This window comes from Saccharospirillum alexandrii, from assembly GCF_004000275.1.
Classification (GTDB): domain Bacteria; phylum Pseudomonadota; class Gammaproteobacteria; order Pseudomonadales; family Natronospirillaceae; genus Saccharospirillum; species Saccharospirillum alexandrii.
The window spans coordinates 261048-276567 of sequence record NZ_RCIP01000002.1 but is presented as its reverse complement, the minus strand read 5'-3'; the positions used below and the strand labels follow the sequence as shown (position 1 = coordinate 276567).

The window sequence follows — 15520 nt, the reverse complement described above, 5'->3', positions numbered from 1 at the left end:
TAGCCGTTACGGCCGTTGGAAGCCCTACCACTGCTTCAAGAATAACTGATAGCATGAATGGCTGCGACCAACAAATAGGAACAAATAAGAAAGTGACCGGATGACCCCCGACTTGCCCGAGAACCTACCAGCTACACAGGCTGAGAGTAATGGCTCGCCCGGCCCGTCTTGTCCGCTGTGCCGTGCGCCCGACAGTCAGTGGTGGCACCGTCGCAAACATCGGGATTACTGGTGTTGCCCGGCGTGCCGGCTGGTGTTCGTTGACGCGGACCAGCAGCTATCACCGGCCGCTGAAAAGGCCGAATACGACAAGCACCGGAACGACATCAGTGACTCCGGGTATCGAACCTTTTTGACCCGCCCCTGGCGCGCAGTGTGCGATAGGGTGCCCACCGGTTCCAGTGGTCTGGACTTCGGTTGCGGCCCAGGCCCGGCGCTGGCCAGCATGTTTGAAGACGCAGGTTACCGTGTCGCCTTGTATGATCTCTTCTATTACCCTGACAGTTCAGTTCTGACTCGTCATTACCACTTTATCTGTCTCACCGAGGTGATTGAGCACCTCGGTGACCCGGCTGCGGTAGTGACTGACTTGTGGCGTCAATTGGAAGCGGGCGGCTGGCTGATCATTCAAACGCAGAGGGTACGCGACCGCGAAGCCTTTGCGCAGTGGCGCTATGTCGATGATCCGACTCACATCGCCTTTTATTCGGAGGCGACTTTTGCCTGGTTGGCTGAGTATTTGGGGGCGCAGCACTGGGAGCTGGCCGATCGCGACGTTGTTGCGCTTCGGAAGTGAAGTGTGCTGTTTGCATAAGCAACAGTGAATGTTCGTTGGTAACCAGTGCTTCATGCCCGGAACCTATTGCCACTCACTGCTCTGAAGCACTCGCTTAAGGGGCCTTTACGTCCTCAAACAACGCAGTTTCATACCCAAATAACGCCGGTGCGCCGCCGGTATGAATGAACAAAACCTTGTCGTCAGGCCCAAAGGTACCGTTTTGGAAGCTATCGAACAGGCCGTGCATGGCTTTGCCGGTGTAAACCGGATCCAGTAACAGGCCTTCTGTTTCTGCGGTGACCCGCACCGCGTGAGTCATGCCTTCGGTCGCTATGCCATAGCCCGGGCCGACGTAGCGGCCGTCTGTGTAAACTCGCTCGGCCAGGGTTTCATGAGGCAGCCCCAGACGATCAAACAGCGGTCGGGCCAGGCTCAGTACCAGGTCGGCCTGATCGTCGCTGGTGCGGCTGACGCAGAACCCCCGCACCTGAGCCGACAGATCAAAGAGCGCCGCACCGGCCAGCAGTCCAGCCTGGGTGCCTGCGCTGCCCGTTGCCAGGATAATGTGGTCAAACTCGGTGTCCTGCTGATACTGCCAGTCGGCAATTTCCCGGGCGCACTGAACGTAGCCGAGGGCGCCTGTGGTATTGGAGCCACCAACTGGTATGCAATAGGGGGTGTAACCTTCCCCGGCAAGTACCTCGGCGCGCTGATGCATCAGGTCAATACCGTCCTGGCCCGTTTTGGCCAGAGTGAGGGTGGCGCCAAACAGACGGTTTAACAGTACATTACCGCTGTGCGGATACAGTGATTCCGGAGTGCCGGCTACTGGTTCCAGTATCAGCTCGCAGTTCAAGCCCAGCCGAGCCGCCGCAGCCGCAGTCTGCCGGGCATGGTTGCTTTGCAATCCACCGACCGTCAACACGGTATCTGCCCCTGTTTCCAGCGCTTCAGCCAACAGGTATTCCAGCTTGCGCGTCTTATTGCCGCCAAAGCCGAGCCCGGTGCAGTCGTCGCGCTTTACCCAAAGATTCCGGGTGCCCAGCAACTCGCCCAGCCGGGGCAGGTAATCGATGGGGGTGGGGGTCTGTGCCAGGGGAAGTTTTGGAATGTTGCTGAAAGCCATAATCCGTCCAGAGTGACTGTTGAAGCACCCTGGCCACGAACAGTAACGTCCCGGGTGCGCTATCGTCCTTGGTCTCCAGTGGTTCACGCTGGTCTCTGAAGCAAGGCGTTGAATAGGGCTACTGTTACCGATTTTGGCATCGAGGGCAAACGAACCTGATACCGAGCGCCCATTCCGGGTGAGAATAGAGCGGCCTGGGTACGGAAATCCGGTCGAAAACCCGTCGCTGGTCGGGTATCCTAGCGGTGCGAGCGGGTCTGACGCCCGTCTGTGCAGAAGTGCTCCCTTTTAGTATGCATATTGTTCACTCACCAACCACCGCAAACAACAGGATTCCGATGGACGCGACCTATACCCCGGCCACCATTGAGCAACAGGTGCAGGACACCTGGAACGAGAAGCAGGTCTTCAAAGCCCGGGTCGAACCCGGCAAAGAGAAATTCTACTGCCTATCGATGCTACCTTACCCCAGTGGTCGCCTGCACATGGGGCACGTTCGCAATTACACCATCGGCGATGTAATCAGCCGCTACCAACGCATGCTCGGCAAGAACGTCATGCAGCCAATGGGCTGGGATGCCTTCGGCATGCCCGCTGAAAACGCCGCCATTCAAAACGGTGTTGCTCCGGCCAAATGGACCTTTGAAAACATCGACTACATGCGCAACCAGCTCAAGATGCTGGGCTTCGCCTACGACTGGGACCGGGAAGTCACCACCTGCACACCCGAGTATTACCGCTGGGAGCAGTGGTTCTTTACCCGCCTGGTGGAGAAGGGCCTGGCGTACAAGAAAACCTCGCCGGTGAACTGGTGTCCCGTCGACCAGACGGTGCTGGCCAATGAACAGGTGCATGATGGCTGCTGCTGGCGCTGTGATACCCCGGTTGAGCGCAAGGAGATGGATCAATGGTTCATCAAGACCACAGCCTATGCCGAGGAATTGCTGGAAGAACTCGATAACCTGCCGGGCTGGCCCGATGAAGTGAAGGCCATGCAGCGCAACTGGATCGGTCGTTCTCAGGGTGTCACGCTTAAGTTTGGCCTGAAAGGCAGTGACGAGACGCTCGAAGTCTACACCACCCGTCCGGATACGCTGATGGGCGTTACCTACATGGCGGTGGCGGCCCAGCATCCGCTCGCGGCTGAAGCGGCCAAAACCAACAATGAACTGGCAAGCTTCATTCTCGAATGCAAGAACATGACCACCAGCGAGGCCGATATGGCCACGATGGAGAAGAAAGGCTGCGATACGGGCTTGATTGCGATCCACCCGTTGACCGGCGAGGAAGTCCCCATCTGGTCGGCCAATTTCGTGTTGATGGATTACGGCAGCGGTGCCGTTATGGCGGTGCCCGGGCACGACCAGCGCGACTGGGAATTTGCCAGCAAATACGGCTTGCAAAAGAAACAGGTGGTCAAGCCCGAACCCGGCAGCGAAAGCCCGTGCGACCTGGCCGTCGAGGCCTTTACTGAAAAAGGCATTCTGGTCAATTCCGGTGACTACGACGGGCTGAATTTCACTGAGGCGTTCGAGCGCATCGCCGGCGACCTGGAAGCCCAGGGCAAAGGCAAGGTGACCGTGAATTTCCGCTTGCGTGACTGGGGTGTGAGCCGGCAACGTTACTGGGGCACGCCGGTGCCCATGGTGTATGTCGATGGCGAGGTCAAACCATCGGAGACGTTCCCGGTCGAGTTGCCCTACGAGGTTGTGTTCGACGGCGCCAACTCGCCGATCAAGAACAACCCCGAGTTCGAAAACACGACCTGGCAGGGCAAGCCCGCCAAACGCGATACGGACACTTTCGATACGTTTATGGAGTCGAGCTGGTATTACGCCCGTTACTGCACACCGGAATACGATGGCGGCATGCTGGAGCCTGAAGAAGCCAATTACTGGTTGCCGGTCGACCAGTACATTGGCGGTATCGAACACGCCACCATGCACCTGATGTACTCGCGCTTCTTCCACAAAGCCATGCGTGATGAAGGCCTAGTGAACTCCAGCGAACCCTTCACCAACCTGCTGTGCCAGGGCATGGTGCTGGCGGATACCTGGTATAAGGAAACCGACAACGGCCGGGTCTGGGTATCACCGACTGCTGTGGATGTTCAGAGAGACGAGAAAGGCAAGGTGCTGGGAGGCGTTGAAACCTCGACCGGAGATACTGTGGTGTACGCCGGCATGGCGAAGATGTCCAAGTCGAAAAACAACGGCAAGGACCCGCAGCAGGCGATCGAACAGTATGGTGCCGATACGGTGCGGTTGTTCTCCATGTTTGCTGCACCGCCGGACCAGACCCTGGAGTGGACCGAGTCGGGCGTGCAGGGTGCCCAGAAGTTTTTGCAGCGTTTGTGGCGTGCGGTGCATGCCTTGCTCGAAGCCGGTGACAGCGACGCCTTGAACGGCCAGGCGCTGAACGACGACCAGAAAGCCCTGCGCCGTAAAACGCACGAGACCATTGTGGGTGTGACCAGCGATTTTGGTGAGCGCAAGACCTTCAATACCGCCATCGCCAAGGTGATGGAACTGCTCAACAGCGTAAACCGTTTTGAAGCGCACACGGCACTCGATCGAGCCGTCGTCCGGGAAGCGCTGGACACGGCCGTACTGGTGCTTGCACCGATCGCTCCGCACGTGACCCAGGTGTTGTGGCAGGCACTGGGTCATGACGGCCTGGTGATTGATGCTGCCTGGCCGCAAGCGGATGAGACGGCGCTGGTCAAAGACTCCTTGTTGTACGTGGTTCAGGTAAACGGCAAAGTGCGCAGCCGCATTGAAGTGCCTGCCAGTGCCGACAAGGCTCTGATTGAAAGCACCGCTCTGGCGGATGAAAACGTCGTGCGCTTTACCGAGGGCGTGACGGTACGCAAAGTGATTGTGGTACCCAACAAGCTGGTGAACATCGTTGCCAACTAGCGCTGACATCGTTCGAACCGGGTTGTGGCGCAGCCTGACCGTTGGCCTGCTGCTGAGCCTTCTGGTCGGCTGCGGCTACCAGTTGAAAGGGCAGTTCCGGTTGGCCGAGGGGTTGAATCCCTTGGTCTGGCAATCCCAGACTGATGCCGATGAGCTTTACCAAACCCTGCGTGGCACCTTTGCCTTGTATGGCCTTGTTCTGCAAACCGGCCCGGCCGATACGTTGTTGCGTCTGCACCGGGAAACTTATTCGGAAGTCAGTCTGGATGAAACCATCATCCTGACGCTCGAAATCGAGTGGAGCCTGGTCAACCCGTATGATCGGGCGGTCATCAGTCGGCGGATCAGCCGGGTCGAATCCCGCTTAACGGAAGACGATGATGAGGCGCGTGAACAACGTCGCCAGATTCTACGCAACCGGATTGCCCTCCTGGTGTTGGACCAACTGGAAGCCGTGACCGCCGATGACCTGTTGCCGGAGGCTGATGAATGAAGGTTTCTCCCCAACAACTGGCCAGGCAACTGACGCAACCGCTGCCGTCGATCATCTGGCTCAGTGGCGATGAGCCTCTGCTTGTGCTTGAGGCCAGTGATCAGGTGCGGGCAGCGGCCCGCCAGGCGGGCATTACCGAGCGTCAGGTGTTTCATGCCGACGCCCAGTTCGACTGGAATCAGCTGTACGAAGCGAACCAGACCATGTCACTGTTCGGCGACCGCCAATTGCTTGAACTGAGGCTGACCGCCAAACTCAACGATGCGGGCCGAAAAGCGTTGGTGGCCTACGCCGAGAACGCGAACCCGGATAATCTGTTGTTGGTGGTGTCCGACAAGATCGAAGCGGCGCAAAGCAAGGCGAAGTGGTTTGCCGGTGTTACCGACGCGGCCTGGTGGGTTCCCATCTGGCCGGTTGAGCGGCATCAGCTGCCGGCCTGGCTGCGGGCTCGCCTGCAACACCATGGCCTGCAGATAGATGACGATGCGCTGGCGTTGTTGTCTGACCGGGTGGATGGCAATTTGCTGGCCGCCCGTCAGGAGATCGACAAACTCTTACTGGTGAGCGACGGCACGTCGCTGACACTGGAAACCGTTGTTCAGGCGGTATCGGACAGCGCGCGATTCACCATTTTCGATCTGGCTGATGCTGTGCTCAGTGGTGACCTGGCTCGCAGTCAGCGAGTTTTGTCGGGTCTGTCGGCAGAGGGCATTGAACCGCCCATCGTATTGTGGGTGCTGGCACGCGAACTGCGGCATCTGGTGCAACTTTCCGAAGCTCAGGCCATGGGCCAGCCGATGCCCGCTGTATTCAAGCGATTGCGTATTTTCGATAAGCGACAGGGGCCCTATCAGGTCGCCTTGCGGCGTGGCGATGTGGGGTTGTGGCAAACGTGTCTGATTTTGTGTGGCGATATCGATGCAACCATCAAAGGCCGTGTCGCAGGTGACCCCTGGCACAAACTCAGTGCGCTGGTGTGTGAAATAGCGCAGCCCGGGGTGGTGCCGGTTTGATTATCTTATGGTTTGCAATGGCCAAACTAATAGACGGCTAGTCCAGTTGGAAGCCGATCGTCAGTTCCAGTTGACTGGGTGAATGCGCGCAACAATAGCGACGGTTGGCACGGATGTCTGCCAACGCGGCCAGGGCAGCTTCATCAAAGAGTGATCGTTGTGCGGGTTTAAGAATCTCGGCTGTAAAAGCTCCGTCAGTTTGCATCTCAATAGTGACCTCTACCGAATCTTCCCAGCCTCGCCGGCGTGCTGCAGGCGGGTAGTGCAGGTGTTCAGCCAACGCTTGTTTAAGCCAGACTTTAATGTCGCGTTGAAGCTGTTGCGAATCGACATTGTCAATGGCCTGGTCTGAGGCATTCGAATCAGTGGCAAGTTGTTTGCGATCATGGAGAGGAACCGTGGGGTTGACTGCCGTTTCCAGCGGCTTATCCTGTTCCTGTTCCTGTTCCTGTTCCTGTTCCTGTTCCTGTTCCTGTTCCTGTTCCTGTTCCTGTTCCTGTTCCTGTTCCTGTTCCTGTTCCTGTTCCTGTTCCTGTTCCTGTTCCTGTTCCTGTTCCTGTTCCTGTTCCTGTTCCTGTTCCTGTTCCTGTTCCTGTTCCTGTTCCTGTTCCTGTTCCTGTTCCTGTTCCTGTTCCTGTTCCTGTTCCTGTTCCTGTTCCTGTTCCTGTTCCTGTTCCTGTTCCTGTTCCTGTTCCTGTTCCTGTTCCTGTTCCTGTTCCTGTTCCTGTTCCTGTTCCTGTTCCTGTTCCTGTTCCTGTTCCTGTTCCTGTTCCTGTTCCTGTTCCTGTTCCTGTTCCTGTTCCTGTTCCTGTTCCTGTTCCTGTTCCTGTTCCTGTTCCTGTTCCTGTTCCTGTTCCTGTTCCTGTTCCTGTTCCTGTTCCTGTTCCTGTTCCTGTTCCTGTTCCTGTTCCTGTTCCTGTTCCTGTTCCTGTTCCTGTTCCTGTTCCTGTTCCTGTTCCTGTTCCTGTTCCTGTTCCTGTTCCTGTTCCTGTTCCTGTTCCTGTTCCTGTTCCTGTTCCTGTTCCTGTTCCTGTTCCTGTTCCTGTTCCTGTTCCTGTTCCTGTTCCTGTTCCTGTTCCTGTTCCTGTTCCTGTTCCTGTTCCTGTTCCTGTTCCTGTTCCTGTTCCTGTTCCTGTTCCTGTTCCTGTTCGGCCGGTGGTTCAACTTGCGCAAGCTGTTCCGGTTTCTCAACAAGAGTTGAGCCGATGTCGGTCGCGTGTGGAGAGGGCGCTACTGTAGATATCTGCTGTGGCTTTAACGGGTCATTGGGTGCAGTTGGCTGCTGTTCGCTTGTCACCGGGTCGTCTGAGCTGACGCTGTCTTCGTCGGAGGAAGGTTGGGCAGGCCTCAATGCCAGTGAAACAGTGTTTTTTGAAACGGGTTCAGGGGTGGGAGTCCGGCCAGGAAACCAACCAATGAGTGCTGCATGAGCAATCACAGATAGGGTGATGGCTACTGGCCAGACGGGTCTCATGAGAACCTCACGCCCACCTAGAAATGGTACTCAGCCGATACCTTGAAGGTACGGCCAGCGGTGTTGTAGTAGGAATCCGTAAAGCTGTCATAGTTAGTGACGTAGTCTTCATCCAGTGCATTATCAACTCGGGCGCTCAAGGTACTGCCTTCGCTCCATTGGTAACGTGCACCCAACCCCAGAATCGCATAATCGCCCAGTGCAACATCCCCATTTATGCGACCCGTTTCAGATTGCAGGTCGGTGTTAAATAGCCACGGCCCGTATTGGTATGCAAGGGCTGCAAAGGCAGTCCATTCAGGTCGGTTGTTTAACCGCTCGTCTTCGCCATCGCGTGCATCGGTCAGGGTCGTGTTAAACCTGAGTTCGAAGGCTCCTATTTGCTGGGCAATGTCCAATTCAAGACCAAGAATCCGGGCTTCATCGATGTTGGCGGCCGTAAAGGTGTTCGGGTCAGAGCCTATCAGATTGGTGGTATCGATACGGTAGCCACTGAGGCGCCATTCGCCACCCTGGGCAAACTGCCGAAGAGCCAGTTCAAAACTCCGCGATTCCTCGGGCTCCACGTTGTCATCGCCATAGTTCGGAAAGTACAACTCATTGAAGCTTGGCGCCCTGAAGGCTGTGCCAGCGGTACCTACGATCTCCAGTGAATCGGTAATCAGGTAGGAGGTACCCAGTGTTCCTGTCGTATAGGTGTCGTAGGCACTGTTGTTGTCGAATCGCAGGCTGCCCTGCAGGCCGAAGTCGCCTGCGTAAGTTGACAGGCTTGCGAAGACGCCGGTGTTAGTGCGTTCGGTTTCGTCGTAGTCGGTGGTCGACTCCAATTCAACCGTATCAACATCAATACCGACAGCGGCCGATACATCACCAATGGTACGTTCAGCCAGTGCTGTGGCGGTATAGCCTGTTGTTTTAAACTGGGTGTCATTGGCAGAATCATCTCCGTCACTATTGACGCTGTCGTCTACATACCGGCCCAAGCGTGTGCTCAGGTGGGTGTTGGACGAAACGTCGTAATCAAGTAACAGGGAGGAATTGGAGAGATCGGTCTGCGTCTGCCAGTCAATATCATTGCTGCATGGGGTCGGTGTGAACCCGGCGTAACAAGCAGAGTCATAGTCTGCAGTGCTGCTCGACTGAACATGATTGATTCCCAGCAGCAAGTCATCGCTTATTTGGGTATCTACAGAGAGATTACCTGAAAACTGGTTGAATCCATCTTTATCTTTATTCGAATCAGAAACCAGAGTGGTGCTGTCGAATCCGTCGGTGCCAGTGTAGAAAATATCGGCTGCAGCGCGTGTCTTTTCAGTCGAGAAATCAAAGCCAGCACCGAGTTTGTGGTAATTATGGCTACCATAGCTACCAGATATATAAATGTCGTCCTGTGAGGCGTCCGGCGACTTGGTAAAGACCTGTATCACCCCGCCAATACCATTTGCTCCGTAAAGGCTGGAAACGGGGCCCCGGACTACTTCAATGCGTTCGATATTTGACAGTGAAATGCCGGCAAAAGAGGTTTGTCCGGTGCTGGCACTGACCTGAGGGACACCGTCGATGAGTACCACAACCTGGCTGCTGGTCGTTCCTCTGAGCAATACATTGCTGGTAGAACCAAGACTGCCAGTGCTGACCAGGCTGACGCCGGACAAGCGGTTGAGCAGGGTCCCGAGGTCACTGTCTTGGTACTGTTTCAGGTCTTCTTCGGTCAGTACCGTTACGGCAGACTGCGTCTGGGTAATTGGCACAGCGTATCGGTTGGCGGTGATCACGACGTCTTCAGCGACGGCCATGGTTGGCAGTAGCAAGACAGAGGCGGTAAACATAAAACGATTCATTGAGGTTCCTTTCGTCATTCATATTGGATGAATAAACGAAGGGACAAGTCTAGCGGCTGACAAACGGAAACACGCACAATTGACTCTATGGTCTGACCGGATGACAGAAATCCACTTTGTTGCCCTCCGCAACAACAGGGTATTCAGTCAAAGGCCGGTCTCCGGGCTTAAGGATGCTAGAGGGTTCAACTGAACCTCTAAGACGTGGCGCCTTCCCGCTTGCGCAGTGGCTGAGTGCCTTGTCCATCCTGTTACCGTTGCGGGGGCAGCATCAGATTTTCACTGATTTCCCGTACACCAATAACTGTCTGTTTGGTGGCGGCATCATAGAGGGCTTTCTATGAGCAGGCAAGCCGCACCGACCCAACTGATGGCGCCGACCCTGTGTGATCAATGGCGATGCTTTAGGCTTGGTTGTGAAGGCTTAACTCTGGCCCAGATTCGATGACGGTTCTCGGGCTTGAGCCCAATGCCGAAACCGGGTTCGCCAGGGCTTTTCAATGAAAGTGTAAGTGCCATAGGAAAGGCCGATCACTACCGCCAGTGCAACCAGGTTAATCAAGCTGGCATAGGGTGTCTTAAATACCTGCAACCAACCCATGCCAGCCCGGTAAATCTCACTGGTAGGCATGCGCAGCACATACTCCGCGAGATTGTCGATCACGATAAAGACCAATGCATGGGTCATGTAGATTGAATACGACAGAGTGCCTATAAACAGTAGAGGCGCAGTAGTCAGCAAGGCACTGAACAGGCCATCAGCCTGAACAGTGAAGACATAAATCATCAGGGCAAAGCTGGCGAAGGTTGCGAGTTGAATAACTTTGGCGTCATGAGACTGCCACACCAGAACCAGGGTGACCAGCACCACCAGGCTCTCCAGTGAATGGCTGGCTATAGGTTTGAGCGTTAGCCGCTGCCCCTGTGTTTGAGTAAAAACGAAAGCTCCCAGAAAAAACCCTCCCACGCAACGGGGGAAACCAAACTGATCTGCGCTGAGCAGCGAGGTTCCGGTTTGCACGTAGAGCAAACCATATGAGAACAGGCTGACCAGCAGGTACAGTAGCGGTTTACGATCCTTGGGTGTGATACCGATAAACGCGAAGAATACCAGGTAAGTGAAAAACTCCACACTGATGCTCCAGGCAGGGTAGTTCCAACTGAGCGTTTGGGTAGCGCCCATGCCGTTGATCAAAAAAAGATTGGCGAAAAAGTTGGACAGGCTGTTTTTATCAAAAGGGTCGCCACCAAGGCCCATTTCAAAATGGGCATACCCTTTAAGCAGAATGTAGGGCAGCCACATCAGGAGCATAAACAGATGTAACGGGTACAGCCGGCCAAAACGCAACAGAGTGAAGGTTCTGAAACTCAAGCCCTGATCGATCTTTTCCGCATAGGCCAGGGCCATTACAAAGCCGGATAAGATAAAGAAAAAATCGACAAAGATGGAAGCCTGCTCAACCAGGGGTGGATAAACCGCAACCACGAAGCTTGAGTGGATCAACGCAACCATGAGTGCAGCCAGGCCGCGTAAAGATTCCAGAGACGGGTATTGCATGAGCTCACTCCTTTGAACACAACGATCCAAACTACAAAGCAAGACACCTTCAAGAAGGGGCCTTGTACGGTAATAACAGGTTGGAACAGGCAGCTTCAGATCATAAGCAGAAGGGGTTTAGTGAGGCATCAACTCTGAGCCAGCTCCTTGGCTTCCAGCGTGTATAAATATCAGCTTGTTAGAGCCTGATCAAGGTAAAAATAGAAAACCCGGACAGTGCTGCCCGGGTTTTTGGTTCAATGCTCCCGAGAATCAGGGGCGTAGGGCATGGTGTTACTCACCCAGGTAGGACCGGTACATCCAAACATCCTTTTCCTGCTCGCGGATGTAGTCGCCCATCAGTGCGGCGGTGCCTTCATCGTTGGCTTCCTGCGCCAGAGAAAGCAGGGCTCGCTGTTTGCCGATCATGGCCTGGTAAGACTCCAGAATGTGACCGACAGCGGCACGACCATCGCGTACCCGCGTTTGTTCCTTAATCGTCGCACTTTCCAGGTACTTGCTGTAACTGTGTATGGGCTCATGCCCCAGTGTCTGGATGCGCTCTGCCACTTCATCGATCTTGGTCAGAAGGTTGGTGTATAGCTCTTCGAACTTGACGTGCAACTCAAAGAAGTTTTCGCCTTTGATGTTCCAGTGAAAGCCTCGGGCGTTCATGTAGAACACCTGGTAGTTCGCCAGTAATTCGTTTAAACCTGAGGCCAATTTTTCTGCACTGGCCGTGTTCAATCCAATTGCGTTGGTACTCATGGGCACCTCCTTCTGTTAAGAATGTTCAGGACAAGTGTCTTACACAACAGAAGTGAGGGCGAATGAAAGGAGTTAAACCCTTTAATAGTTTAATAATATCAATAGGGCTGATTTGATTACTTGGAGCTATAGGGTGTGTAGGGTGTGAGGCTCAGGTGAGGGTGGTTTGTCGATAAATCAGGCCCGGTCCTGGCCAGCCTGCGTGCGGGGTTCGTCGTAAATGAGGGCACTGCCGATGCGGTGTTTGCCGTGAAGTTCGGCAATGGCGTCATCGAGCAGGATCAGGTATTTAAGGTCTATCGGGTGAATATCGACTCCCCGGCTCTGGCACTGGGCGGCCGCGTAGGCGTGCTTGATCACCATAAATGGCGTGTGATCACGCTCGCGCAGGTGCACGGCGAGTTGGTGTTTTTCCTGCTCTGTGAGTCCGTCTATAAACATGAAGGTTCTGTCGACACCGTAATCGTAAAAAGCAGGGTATTATGGATGACGCTGGATGCCTAACTCTGTGATGCAGTCGAGGGTAGAAGTGTGATATGGCTCTAAAAACAGTTTAATTTCGTCAAAAATATGACCTGATGGCAGTGCCTTTCAAATAAATCCGGGAAACCGTCAAATTTCAGTCTCAGGTCAGTGTCGGAAATGTTGCATGAATGAATGGATGGCCAGGGCTGAGCGGTCCAGCCTGGTCCATCCAAAAATCAGCCTAGGCTGGTCGTTAATTGGCCAGGTCACGCAGCACGAAGTGCAGAATGCCGCCATGGCGGTAGTAGTCCCATTCGACGGCTGTGTCGATCCGCACTCTGGCTTTGAAGCTACGTTGCTTGCCTTGAGCGTCGGTCACCTGAACAGTTACTTGTTCTGGCTCCCCTTGCAGTGCCTCAACAGAAAAGTGTTCCTCACCGGTTAAGTTCAGGCTTTCAACAGACTCACCCTCCATGAACTGCAAGGGCAGCACCCCAAAGCCAACCAGGTTGGAGCGGTGAATGCGCTCGTAGCTTTGCGCGATAACGATTTTAACACCCAGCAGGTTGGTGCCTTTTGCCGCCCAATCGCGGGAGGACCCGGTGCCATATTCCTTGCCGGCCAAGACTACCAGGGGTGTGTTTTCCTGCTGGTAACGCACCGCCGCGTCGTAGATGCTAACGGTCTCACCGCTGGGCAAGTGTTTGGTCCAACTGCCTTCGGTACCTGGAGCCATTTGATTTCGCAGCCGAACGTTGGCAAAGGTGCCCCGCAGCATCACTTCATGATTGCCGCGGCGTGAGCCGTAGCTGTTGAAATCTTCCGTGCTGACACCTTGCTCCTGCAGGTAGCGCCCAGCTGGGCTGTCGGGTTTGATGGCCCCGGCGGGCGAAATGTGGTCTGTGGTGATCGAGTCGCCAACTTTTACCAGGCACCGTGCATGGGTTACGGCACCGGGCGCGCTGGGTGTCTTCGACATACCATCGAAGTAGGGCGGTTGTTTAACGTAGGTGGAATCCGGCCAGCTGTATATTTCATCCTGTGGAACCGGCAGATCCTGCCAGGCCTGGGTACCGGCAAAGACATCTTCGTATTTTTCCTGGTACAGGCCCGACCCGAGCGCAGCTTGCACGGTTTCTGCGATGTCGTGCTGGCTTGGCCAGACATCTTTCAGATAGACCGGCTGGCCATCTTTACCGGTGCCGAGTGGTTCGCGAGTCAGGTCTACCGTCATTGAACCAGCCAGGGCGTAGGCGACGACCAAAGGCGGTGATGCCAGGTAGTTGGTGGGTACGTCCTGATGGATGCGTCCTTCGAAGTTACGGTTGCCGGACAGTACCGATGAGACCTTAAGGCTACCGGCTCTGATGGCGTTTTGAATGGCCGGGTGCAGGGGCCCCGAGTTACCAATGCAGGTTGTACAGCCAAAGCCGACGATGTTGAAACCCAGTGCATTCAATGGCTCCATCACACCGGCTTTTTCCAGATAGGCGGGCACAACCTGAGACCCTGGTGCGAGTGATGTTTTTACCCAGGGTTTAACGGACAAGCCCAGTTCATGTGCTTTTTTAGCGACCAACCCGGCGGCGACCATCACCGCCGGGTTGGAGGTGTTGGTGCAACTGGTGATAGCGGCGATGACGACCGCTCCATGTTTAAGCAGATGAGTTTCACCGTCCACTTCATATTCCACCGCGCCGCGGTCGTGCAAATTAAGACTATCAACGGCAGTTTGGCCACCTTCACCTTCGAAGCGGCCCTGCTCCGGTGCTTTGTCGGTAGTGATGGTGTCGGCTTCTGCCTGGAGTATCTGGTCAAAGGCTTTACTGGCATCGCTGAGGGCGATTTTGTCCTGCGGGCGTTTGGGGCCTGCAATGCTGGGCACCACGGTGCCCAGGTCGAGTGTAAGAGTATCGCTGTAGTCCGCTTCGGCGGCACCGGTTTCACGCCACAGGCCCTGTGTTTTGGCGTAGGCTTCCACCCTGTCTTGAACGGCTTTGTCGCGACCGGAGAGTTCCAGGTAGCGAACGGTTTCCCGGTCGATCGGGAAAATGCCGCAGGTGGCGCCGTATTCGGGGGCCATGTTGGCAATGGTGGCCCGGTCGGCCAGTGGCAGGTTGTCGAGGCCATCGCCATAGAATTCAACGAACTTACCCACCACGCCTTTTTGCCGCAGCATCTGGGTTACGGTTAATACCAGGTCGGTGGCGGTGGTGCCTTCCGGCATCTGGCCGGTGAACTTAAAGCCGATGACTTCGGGTATCAGCATGGTGATGGCCTGGCCGAGCATGGCGGCTTCGGCTTCAATGCCACCCACACCCCAGCCCAGCACACCCAGACCATTTATCATGGTGGTGTGTGAGTCGGTCCCGACCAGGGTATCGGGCAGAGCCCAGGTCGCGCCGTCTTTTTCTTCCGTCATTACCACATCGGCCAGGTATTCAAGGTTCACCTGGTGCACGATGCCAGTGCCTGGGGGCACGACGCGGAAGTTGGAGAACGCCTGCTGACCCCAGCGCAGGAACTGATAGCGTTCCCCATTGCGCTCGAACTCGCGCTCGGTATTTTTAGCCAGCGAATCGGCCTCGCCGTAATAATCGACCATAACAGAGTGGTCGATGACCAGGTCGACCTGGCTACGCGGGTTGATCAGCGCCGGGTCTCCCCCCAGTTCGCGCATGGCTGCCCGCATGGCCGCCAAATCAACCACCGCCGGTACACCGGTAAAATCCTGCAGCACGACGCGCGCTGGTGAGAAGCCTACCTGGTAGCTGGGTTCCGCTTTGGCATCCCACCGACACAGCGCTTTGATGTCGTCCGCCGTAACATTCTTGCCATCTTCCTTGCGCAACAGGTTTTCCAGCAGAATTTTCAGTGAAAAGGGCAGGCGGGCGATGTCAAAATCGTTCGACAGCGCATTGAGGTTATAGAACTGATAGTGCTGATCGCCGACAGTGAGCGTATCCCGGGCGTTAAATGAGTCGGTCATGGCACCTCCAGAGTAAAACGGATTAATAACAGGCTCTAACCTTGGCACAGTCGGGCGGGATTTCCAGTGCCAGAGCGATTGAGTTTGGCTATTTGGTCTCAGTGCCCTGACCTTTGCG

At 55.5% G+C, this 15520-nt stretch carries 12 protein-coding genes and 1 riboswitch; of the genes, 5 read left to right on the top strand and 7 right to left on the bottom strand.

Annotation, left to right across the window (positions count from 1 at the left end; genetic code table 11):
• The first annotated feature begins 100 nt into the window (after positions 1-100).
• Positions 101-796, top strand: a complete 696-nt coding sequence (locus EP166_RS09090) for a class I SAM-dependent methyltransferase (protein WP_127556510.1) — start codon at positions 101-103, stop codon at positions 794-796.
• Between the two features lie 94 nt (positions 797-890).
• Here the strand turns inward: EP166_RS09090 and EP166_RS09085 are convergent, their stop codons facing one another.
• On the bottom strand, positions 891-1904 hold the full coding sequence (locus tag EP166_RS09085; RefSeq protein WP_127556509.1) for a D-cysteine desulfhydrase family protein: 1014 nt from the start codon (positions 1902-1904) through the stop codon (positions 891-893).
• A gap of 338 nt (positions 1905-2242) precedes the next feature.
• Between EP166_RS09085 and leuS the strand changes: the two genes are divergently transcribed.
• Genes leuS through holA form a run of 3 tightly spaced genes read left to right on the top strand, consistent with a single transcriptional unit; the run spans position 2243 to position 6328 of the window.
• Positions 2243-4822, top strand: a complete 2580-nt coding sequence (gene leuS / locus EP166_RS09080) for a leucine--tRNA ligase (protein WP_127556508.1) — start codon at positions 2243-2245, stop codon at positions 4820-4822.
• Positions 4812-5315: an LPS-assembly lipoprotein LptE gene (locus EP166_RS09075; RefSeq protein WP_127556507.1), complete on the top strand. Its 504-nt coding sequence runs from the start codon at positions 4812-4814 to the stop codon at positions 5313-5315. The genes leuS and EP166_RS09075 overlap by 11 nt, the downstream gene beginning before the upstream one ends.
• Positions 5312-6328: a DNA polymerase III subunit delta gene (gene holA / locus EP166_RS09070; RefSeq protein WP_127556506.1), complete on the top strand. Its 1017-nt coding sequence runs from the start codon at positions 5312-5314 to the stop codon at positions 6326-6328. The genes EP166_RS09075 and holA overlap by 4 nt, the downstream gene beginning before the upstream one ends.
• 37 nt (positions 6329-6365) lie before the next feature.
• Here holA and EP166_RS21135 read toward each other — a convergent pair whose 3' ends face one another.
• Positions 6366-6608, bottom strand: a complete 243-nt coding sequence (locus EP166_RS21135; protein WP_164743882.1) for a TonB family protein — start codon at positions 6606-6608, stop codon at positions 6366-6368.
• A 105-nt stretch (positions 6609-6713) separates the two neighbouring features.
• Between EP166_RS21135 and EP166_RS21130 the strand changes: the two genes are divergently transcribed.
• Positions 6714-7529 carry a hypothetical protein gene (locus EP166_RS21130; protein ID WP_164743881.1) on the top strand — a complete coding sequence of 272 codons (816 nt, stop codon included), beginning with the start codon at positions 6714-6716 and terminating at the stop codon, positions 7527-7529.
• Positions 7530-7819: 290 nt separating this feature from the next.
• Here the strand turns inward: EP166_RS21130 and EP166_RS09060 are convergent, their stop codons facing one another.
• The 5 genes from EP166_RS09060 to acnA all read right to left on the bottom strand — a co-directional run bounded on the left by EP166_RS09060 (position 7820) and on the right by acnA (position 15402).
• The gene (locus tag EP166_RS09060; RefSeq protein ID WP_164743880.1) at positions 7820-9643 is read right to left on the bottom strand and encodes a TonB-dependent receptor domain-containing protein; all 1824 of its coding nucleotides are present in this window, start codon (positions 9641-9643) and stop codon (positions 7820-7822) included.
• 135 nt (positions 9644-9778) lie between these two features.
• Positions 9779-9960, bottom strand: a riboswitch (cobalamin riboswitch).
• Between the two features lie 107 nt (positions 9961-10067).
• Complete coding sequence (locus EP166_RS09055) at positions 10068-11201, bottom strand: acyltransferase family protein (RefSeq protein WP_127556503.1); 1134 nt, start codon at positions 11199-11201, stop codon at positions 10068-10070.
• A 273-nt stretch (positions 11202-11474) separates the two neighbouring features.
• Entirely contained in the window at positions 11475-11948 is a 474-nt protein-coding gene (locus EP166_RS09050; protein WP_127556502.1) for a Dps family protein, read from the bottom strand.
• 177 nt (positions 11949-12125) lie between these two features.
• Positions 12126-12389, bottom strand: a complete 264-nt coding sequence (locus EP166_RS09045) for a hypothetical protein (protein ID WP_127556501.1) — start codon at positions 12387-12389, stop codon at positions 12126-12128.
• 277 nt (positions 12390-12666) lie between these two features.
• Positions 12667-15402, bottom strand: a complete 2736-nt coding sequence (gene acnA / locus EP166_RS09040; RefSeq protein ID WP_127556500.1) for an aconitate hydratase AcnA — start codon at positions 15400-15402, stop codon at positions 12667-12669.
• Positions 15403-15520: the final 118 nt, after the last annotated feature.

Bases quoted from the DNA above. Each gene is read 5' to 3' on its own strand.
- EP166_RS09090 (WP_127556510.1), top strand. From the start codon at position 101: ATGACCCCCGACTTGCCCGAGAACCTACCAGCTACACAGGCTGAGAGT.
- EP166_RS21130 (WP_164743881.1), top strand. From the start codon at position 6,714: ATGGAGAGGAACCGTGGGGTTGACTGCCGTTTCCAGCGGCTTATCCTG.
- EP166_RS09085 (WP_127556509.1), bottom strand. From the start codon at position 1,904: ATGGCTTTCAGCAACATTCCAAAACTTCCCCTGGCACAGACCCCCACC.
- EP166_RS09060 (WP_164743880.1), bottom strand. From the start codon at position 9,643: ATGAATCGTTTTATGTTTACCGCCTCTGTCTTGCTACTGCCAACCATG.
- EP166_RS09045 (WP_127556501.1), bottom strand. From the start codon at position 12,389: ATGTTTATAGACGGACTCACAGAGCAGGAAAAACACCAACTCGCCGTG.
- leuS (WP_127556508.1), top strand. From the start codon at position 2,243: ATGGACGCGACCTATACCCCGGCCACCATTGAGCAACAGGTGCAGGAC.
- acnA (WP_127556500.1), bottom strand. From the start codon at position 15,402: ATGACCGACTCATTTAACGCCCGGGATACGCTCACTGTCGGCGATCAG.
- EP166_RS09055 (WP_127556503.1), bottom strand. From the start codon at position 11,201: ATGCAATACCCGTCTCTGGAATCTTTACGCGGCCTGGCTGCACTCATG.
- EP166_RS09050 (WP_127556502.1), bottom strand. From the start codon at position 11,948: ATGAGTACCAACGCAATTGGATTGAACACGGCCAGTGCAGAAAAATTG.
- holA (WP_127556506.1), top strand. From the start codon at position 5,312: ATGAAGGTTTCTCCCCAACAACTGGCCAGGCAACTGACGCAACCGCTG.